Source organism: uncultured Oscillibacter sp. (assembly GCF_910587525.1).
Classification (GTDB): domain Bacteria; phylum Bacillota; class Clostridia; order Oscillospirales; family Oscillospiraceae; genus Oscillibacter.
This window is the reverse complement of the sequence record NZ_CAJULS010000157.1, coordinates 1-4,480: the sequence shown is the minus strand read 5'-3', so window position 1 is coordinate 4,480 and position 4,480 is coordinate 1. Positions and strand designations below refer to the sequence as shown.

6 protein-coding genes are annotated in these 4,480 nt (G+C 63.7%); 3 read left to right on the top strand and 3 right to left on the bottom strand.

Going from position 1 to position 4,480, the window contains the following annotated elements:
- Together QZ326_RS11405 and QZ326_RS11400 are read right to left on the bottom strand one after the other, a co-directional pair.
- Window positions 1-551: MATE family efflux transporter (locus QZ326_RS11405; protein WP_295745266.1), on the bottom strand; the 551-nt coding region annotated here is incomplete at its 3' end.
- A 107-nt stretch (window positions 552-658) separates the two neighbouring features.
- The gene (locus QZ326_RS11400; protein ID WP_295745264.1) at window positions 659-1,792 is read right to left on the bottom strand and encodes a cysteine desulfurase family protein; all 1,134 of its coding nucleotides are present in this window, start codon (window positions 1,790-1,792) and stop codon (window positions 659-661) included.
- 120 nt (window positions 1,793-1,912) lie between these two features.
- Here QZ326_RS11400 and QZ326_RS11395 point away from each other — a divergent pair, with 120 nt between their 5' ends.
- Genes QZ326_RS11395 through yfbR form a run of 3 tightly spaced genes read left to right on the top strand, consistent with a single transcriptional unit; the run spans window position 1,913 to window position 4,089 of the window.
- Window positions 1,913-2,224 (top strand): TfoX/Sxy family DNA transformation protein, encoded by a 312-nt coding sequence (locus QZ326_RS11395; protein WP_295745262.1) that lies wholly within the window; start codon window positions 1,913-1,915, stop codon window positions 2,222-2,224.
- Window positions 2,221-3,510 carry a tRNA (N(6)-L-threonylcarbamoyladenosine(37)-C(2))-methylthiotransferase MtaB gene (gene mtaB, locus QZ326_RS11390; protein ID WP_295745260.1) on the top strand — a complete coding sequence of 430 codons (1,290 nt, stop codon included), beginning with the start codon at window positions 2,221-2,223 and terminating at the stop codon, window positions 3,508-3,510. The genes QZ326_RS11395 and mtaB overlap by 4 nt, the downstream gene beginning before the upstream one ends.
- A 3-nt stretch (window positions 3,511-3,513) precedes the next feature.
- Window positions 3,514-4,089: a 5'-deoxynucleotidase gene (gene yfbR / locus QZ326_RS11385; protein ID WP_295745257.1), complete on the top strand. Its 576-nt coding sequence runs from the start codon at window positions 3,514-3,516 to the stop codon at window positions 4,087-4,089.
- 51 nt (window positions 4,090-4,140) lie between these two features.
- Here the strand turns inward: yfbR and QZ326_RS11380 are convergent.
- Window positions 4,141-4,480, bottom strand: a 340-nt coding sequence (locus QZ326_RS11380; protein ID WP_295745256.1) for an FtsX-like permease family protein, incomplete at its 5' end; no start/stop codon positions are given.

Here is a 4,480-nt window from a genome sequence, read left to right as displayed (position 1 = left end):
AAGATCAGGATGTAGTTCAAAAACGTATTCAGCACCATGGAAGTGGTGAACACAGTGAGTCCCATGGAGGGATTTTCCGTGCTGCGCTGCATTCCCACATATACGGAGCTGGCCGTGTTGAAGACGTAGCTGATCCCCACCAGGCGCAGATACGGCGCCCCCAAATCGATCAGCAGGCCGTTGTCCGTCACAAGGCCCATGACCCAGTGGGGAAAGAGGAACAGCGCCACCGCCACCGCCGCGGCGATGCTCACACCGGTGTAAAGGGCAACGCCCATACAGCGGTTGATGGACTCCGCATCGTGCCTGCCCCAGTATTGGCTCACCAAAATGGACAGTCCGCTGAGAAGGCCAAAAATGATGACCTGCACCAGATACACCGGGGTGTTGGCCGCGGTGACGGCGGACAGCTCCGACTGGCCCAGCAGGCCCACCATGAAGGTGTCCACAAAGCCCAGGGAAGTGGTGATGAGGTTTTGCAGCATGATGGGCAGGGCCAGCTGCCATGTGTGCCTGTAAAAACCGGGCTCCCTGCGGAGACAGCGAAGCATGTCCAATCCTCCTCTTGATGATTGTATGAACGTGCGCCGGGTTCTCTATGGGACGCCGCACAGCGGCGTCCCGCTTAATAAAATCAAATTTTCAGGGCCGAACGGCATTACAGCATGGGCATCCGCTGGTCATGATGGCGGCGAAGAGCCTCCGCGCAGTCGTCGATTTCCTCCCGGGTGGTCTCCGGGCCGAGACTCAGGCGGATGACGCCGGAAGCGGTCCGCTTTGGCAGCTTCAGCGCGGCGACCACATGGCTGGGCTTTCCCTGGTGGCAGGCGGAGCCGGCGGAGATGCAGATTCCCTGGCTCCCCAAGTCGTTGACAATATTCTGGCTGGGCCAGCCGGGGAGGGACACGGCGAGAATGTGGGGGGCCTGACCGTCCCCGATGAGCGTCAGGTCCGGGATGGCGGAGAGCCGCTCCACGGCATAGGCCCGCAGCTCCGCCATATGCGTCAGCTTTTCGGGCAGTCCCGCCTGCCGCAGCTCCACGGCTTTGGCAAAGCCGGCGATCTGAGCGGTGGCCTCCGTTCCGGCCCGGAGGCCGCTCTCCTGCCCCCCTCCGGCCAGCAGGGGCCGGGGATTCCGGACCCGGGGACCAATGTACAGCGCGCCGCAGCCCTTGGGCCCGCCGATCTTGTGGGCGGAGACGGTGACAAAATCCGCCCCCAGCCTGCCGGCGGCAAAGGGGACCTCCAGGAACCCCTGGACGGCGTCGGTGTGGAGGAGGGTCTGCGGGTTCTTCGCCGCCAGACCTTGGGCGATACCGGCGATGGGATAGACGTTCCCCAGCTCGTTGTTCACCATCATCACGGAGACCAGGGCCGTGTCGGGCCGCACCGCCTCCAGCACCTGATGGGCGGTAATGTTTCCCCCTTGGTCCGGCTTTAGATACGCCACCTCATACCCCTGCCGCTCCATCCAGCGGCAGGCTTCCACTACGGCGCTGTGCTCCACCGCCGTGGTGACGATGTGCTTTCCCAGGTGCCGGTTCTGCCAGCAGGCGGCGGTGACAGCCCAGTTGTCCCCCTCGGTGCCGCAGGAAGTAAAGTACAGACGCTTTGCATCACATCCCAGGGCGTCTGCCACGGTTCTTCGCCAGAGCTCCACCTGCTTTTTCAGCTCCAGGCCCACGGGGTACTGGCTGCTGGGGTTGCCGAATTGGCCCGCCAGCACCTCATACATGGCGTCCGCCACGGCCCGGGGCACCGGGGCGGTGGCGGCGTAATCCAGATAAATCATGACAACATCTCCTGAACTCCCCCCGATTGGGACTTGCCCAACGGGGGAAAAACCGTTATAATAAGCCTAATACTTTATTATACAGGACTTTTTTCGAAAGCGCAAGAAAAAGGAGAGCTTATGACGGAATTGACATCCATGGCGAACATCGGCGCGGAGATGGCGAGAAAGCTGAGATCCGCCGGCATCCACTCGGCGGAGGAGCTGATGGCAACAGGCTCCAAACAGGCGTTTTTCCAGCTGAAAACGCTGTACCCCCAGGTCTGCCTGGTCCACCTGTACGCCCTGGAGGGCGCCATTCAACATGTGGAGTTCAACAGCCTCTCCGAAGATCAAAAGCGGGATTTGAAGGCGTTCAGCGACTGTTTGAAGGGGAGGAGGCCCCCTCCGCCGGAAACGGCAAATCCATCTGAAGACGAGGACCGCCCATGAAAATTGCCATCTACACCTTGGGCTGCAAGGTAAACCAATACGAGACCCAGGCCATGGAGCAGGCTCTGCGGGCCCGGGGCCACGAGATCGTGGACTTCTCCGCCGCGGCGGACGCCTATGTGGTCAACAGCTGCTCCGTCACGGCGGTCAGCGACCAGAAGTCCCGGCAGGCGCTGCACAAAATCCGGCGGGACCGCCCCGGCGCGGTGCTGGCTCTGTGCGGCTGCTACCCTCAGACCCACCCGGAGGACATGGGGGGACTGGATGCGGACCTCATCGCCGGCACCGGGGACCGGATGGGGTTCATCGCCCTGCTGGAGCGGGCCGCAGCGGAACGCGCCAAAGTCACCGCCATTGACCGGGCCTTTGACCGCCGGGCCTTTGAGGTCCTGCCTGCCGGCGGACTGGAGGACCGTACCCGGGCCATGCTCAAGGTGGAGGACGGCTGCGTCAACTTCTGCTCCTACTGCATCATTCCCTACGCCCGGGGGCCGGTGCGCTCCCTGTCCCCGGAGAGAGCGGCGGAGCAGGCGGCGGCTCTGGCCGCGGCGGGCTACCGGGAGATCGTGCTGACGGGCATCGAGATCTCCTCCTGGGGGGCGGATCTGAAAAACGGCTTGAGCCTTACGGACCTGATCGAGACCGTCTGCGCCGCCGCCCCCGGCGTCCGTATCCGGCTGGGCAGTCTGGAACCCCGGACCGTCACAGAGGATTTCTGCCGCCGCTGCGCGGCCCTGCCGGACCTGTGCCCCCAGTTCCACCTCTCTCTCCAGAGCGGCTGCGACGAGACGCTGCGCCGCATGAACCGGAAGTACGGCACCGCCCGGTATCTCCAATCCGTGGAGCTGCTGAACCGGTACTTCGACCGCCCCGCCCTCACCACTGACCTCATCGCCGGCTTCCCGGAGGAGACGGAGGAGGAGTTTGCAAAAACCCTGGACTTTATCCGCAAATGCGGCTTTGCCAGAATGCACATCTTCCCCTACTCCATCCGCCCCGGCACCCCGGCGGCGGAGATGGCCCAGGTCCCTAAGGCCGTCAAGGCGGAGCGGGCCGGGCGGGCCGCCGCCGCGGCTGAGGAAATGCGCTCCGCCTATCTGCAAGGCTGCGTGGGGCGGACATACTCCGTTCTCTTCGAGCAGCCCCGGGAGGGGAAATACCTGGGCCGGGCCCCCAACTACATGGAGGTGCTGGCAGAGGGGGAACATCTCCACAATATTGTCAAAAACGTCCAGATCACCGGCACAAACGGCCAGGTGCTGCTGGGCCGGCTCTTGGAGGAGTGATTGATGAAAAGCCACTTTTTTGCCTATATCTCCCGGATGCGCTTTATCCAGCGTTGGGCGCTGATGCGCAACACCGCACCGGAGAACGTCCAGGAGCACAGCCACCAGGCGGCGGCGCTGGCCCACGCCCTGGCGGTGATCCGCAATGAGAAATTCGGCGGCCATGTGGACGCCGGGGCGGTGGCGGCGGCGGCACTGTACCACGACGCCAGCGAGATCCTCACCGGGGATATGCCCACCCCCATCAAGTACGACAATCCCGCCATCCGCGGCGCCTACAAGGATGTGGAGGCTGTGGCAAACCGGAAGCTGCTGACCATGCTGCCGGAGGAGCTGCGCCGCGCCTACGCCCCCCTGCTGACGGAGGTCCCCGCCGAGACAGAGGAGCTGGTGAAGGCGGCGGACAAGCTCTCCGCCTATATCAAGTGCGTGGAGGAGATGAAGGCCGGAAACGCGGAGTTCCGGGAGGCCGCCGCCCAGACCCGCAAAGCCCTGGAATCCTATGGCCTGCCGGAGGTGGCGTACTTCCTGGAGGTCTTTATGGACAGCTTCTCCCTGACGCTGGATCAGCTGAAATGACCCATAAAGAGGAGACACGGCCCAAAGGGCCGTGTCTCCTCTTTATGCGGGTCAGGTCTCCGCCTCCCGGAGACGCTCCACAATGGTGTGCCTTGCCACAGACCGGTAGACCAGCAGGGGCGCCGCAATGCCAAGCGCCAGGAATACCGGCAGCACCAGCAGGATGGGCGTCACCGTCAGGCGGTAGGTGAAGAACCAGAAGATGTCTCCCGCGGCGCCGCCCACCAGGGGTCCCAGGACCACTGTCATCACCAGGGAAACCAGCAAGGACAGCAGGGTGTAGTACAGCCCCTCGAAAACCAGCATGGTTTTCAGCTGCTTTCCCGTCATGCCCACGGACTGGAGCACCGCCAGCTCCCGCTTCCGGGTGAGGATGCCAGTGAGGACCGCG

Excerpts from the sequence above, each read along its gene's own strand:
- QZ326_RS11400 (WP_295745264.1), bottom strand. The coding sequence starts at position 1,792 with ATGATTTATCTGGATTACGCCGCCACCGCCCCGGTGCCCCGGGCCGTG.
- QZ326_RS11395 (WP_295745262.1), top strand. The coding sequence starts at position 1,913 with ATGACGGAATTGACATCCATGGCGAACATCGGCGCGGAGATGGCGAGA.
- mtaB (WP_295745260.1), top strand. The coding sequence starts at position 2,221 with ATGAAAATTGCCATCTACACCTTGGGCTGCAAGGTAAACCAATACGAG.
- yfbR (WP_295745257.1), top strand. The coding sequence starts at position 3,514 with ATGAAAAGCCACTTTTTTGCCTATATCTCCCGGATGCGCTTTATCCAG.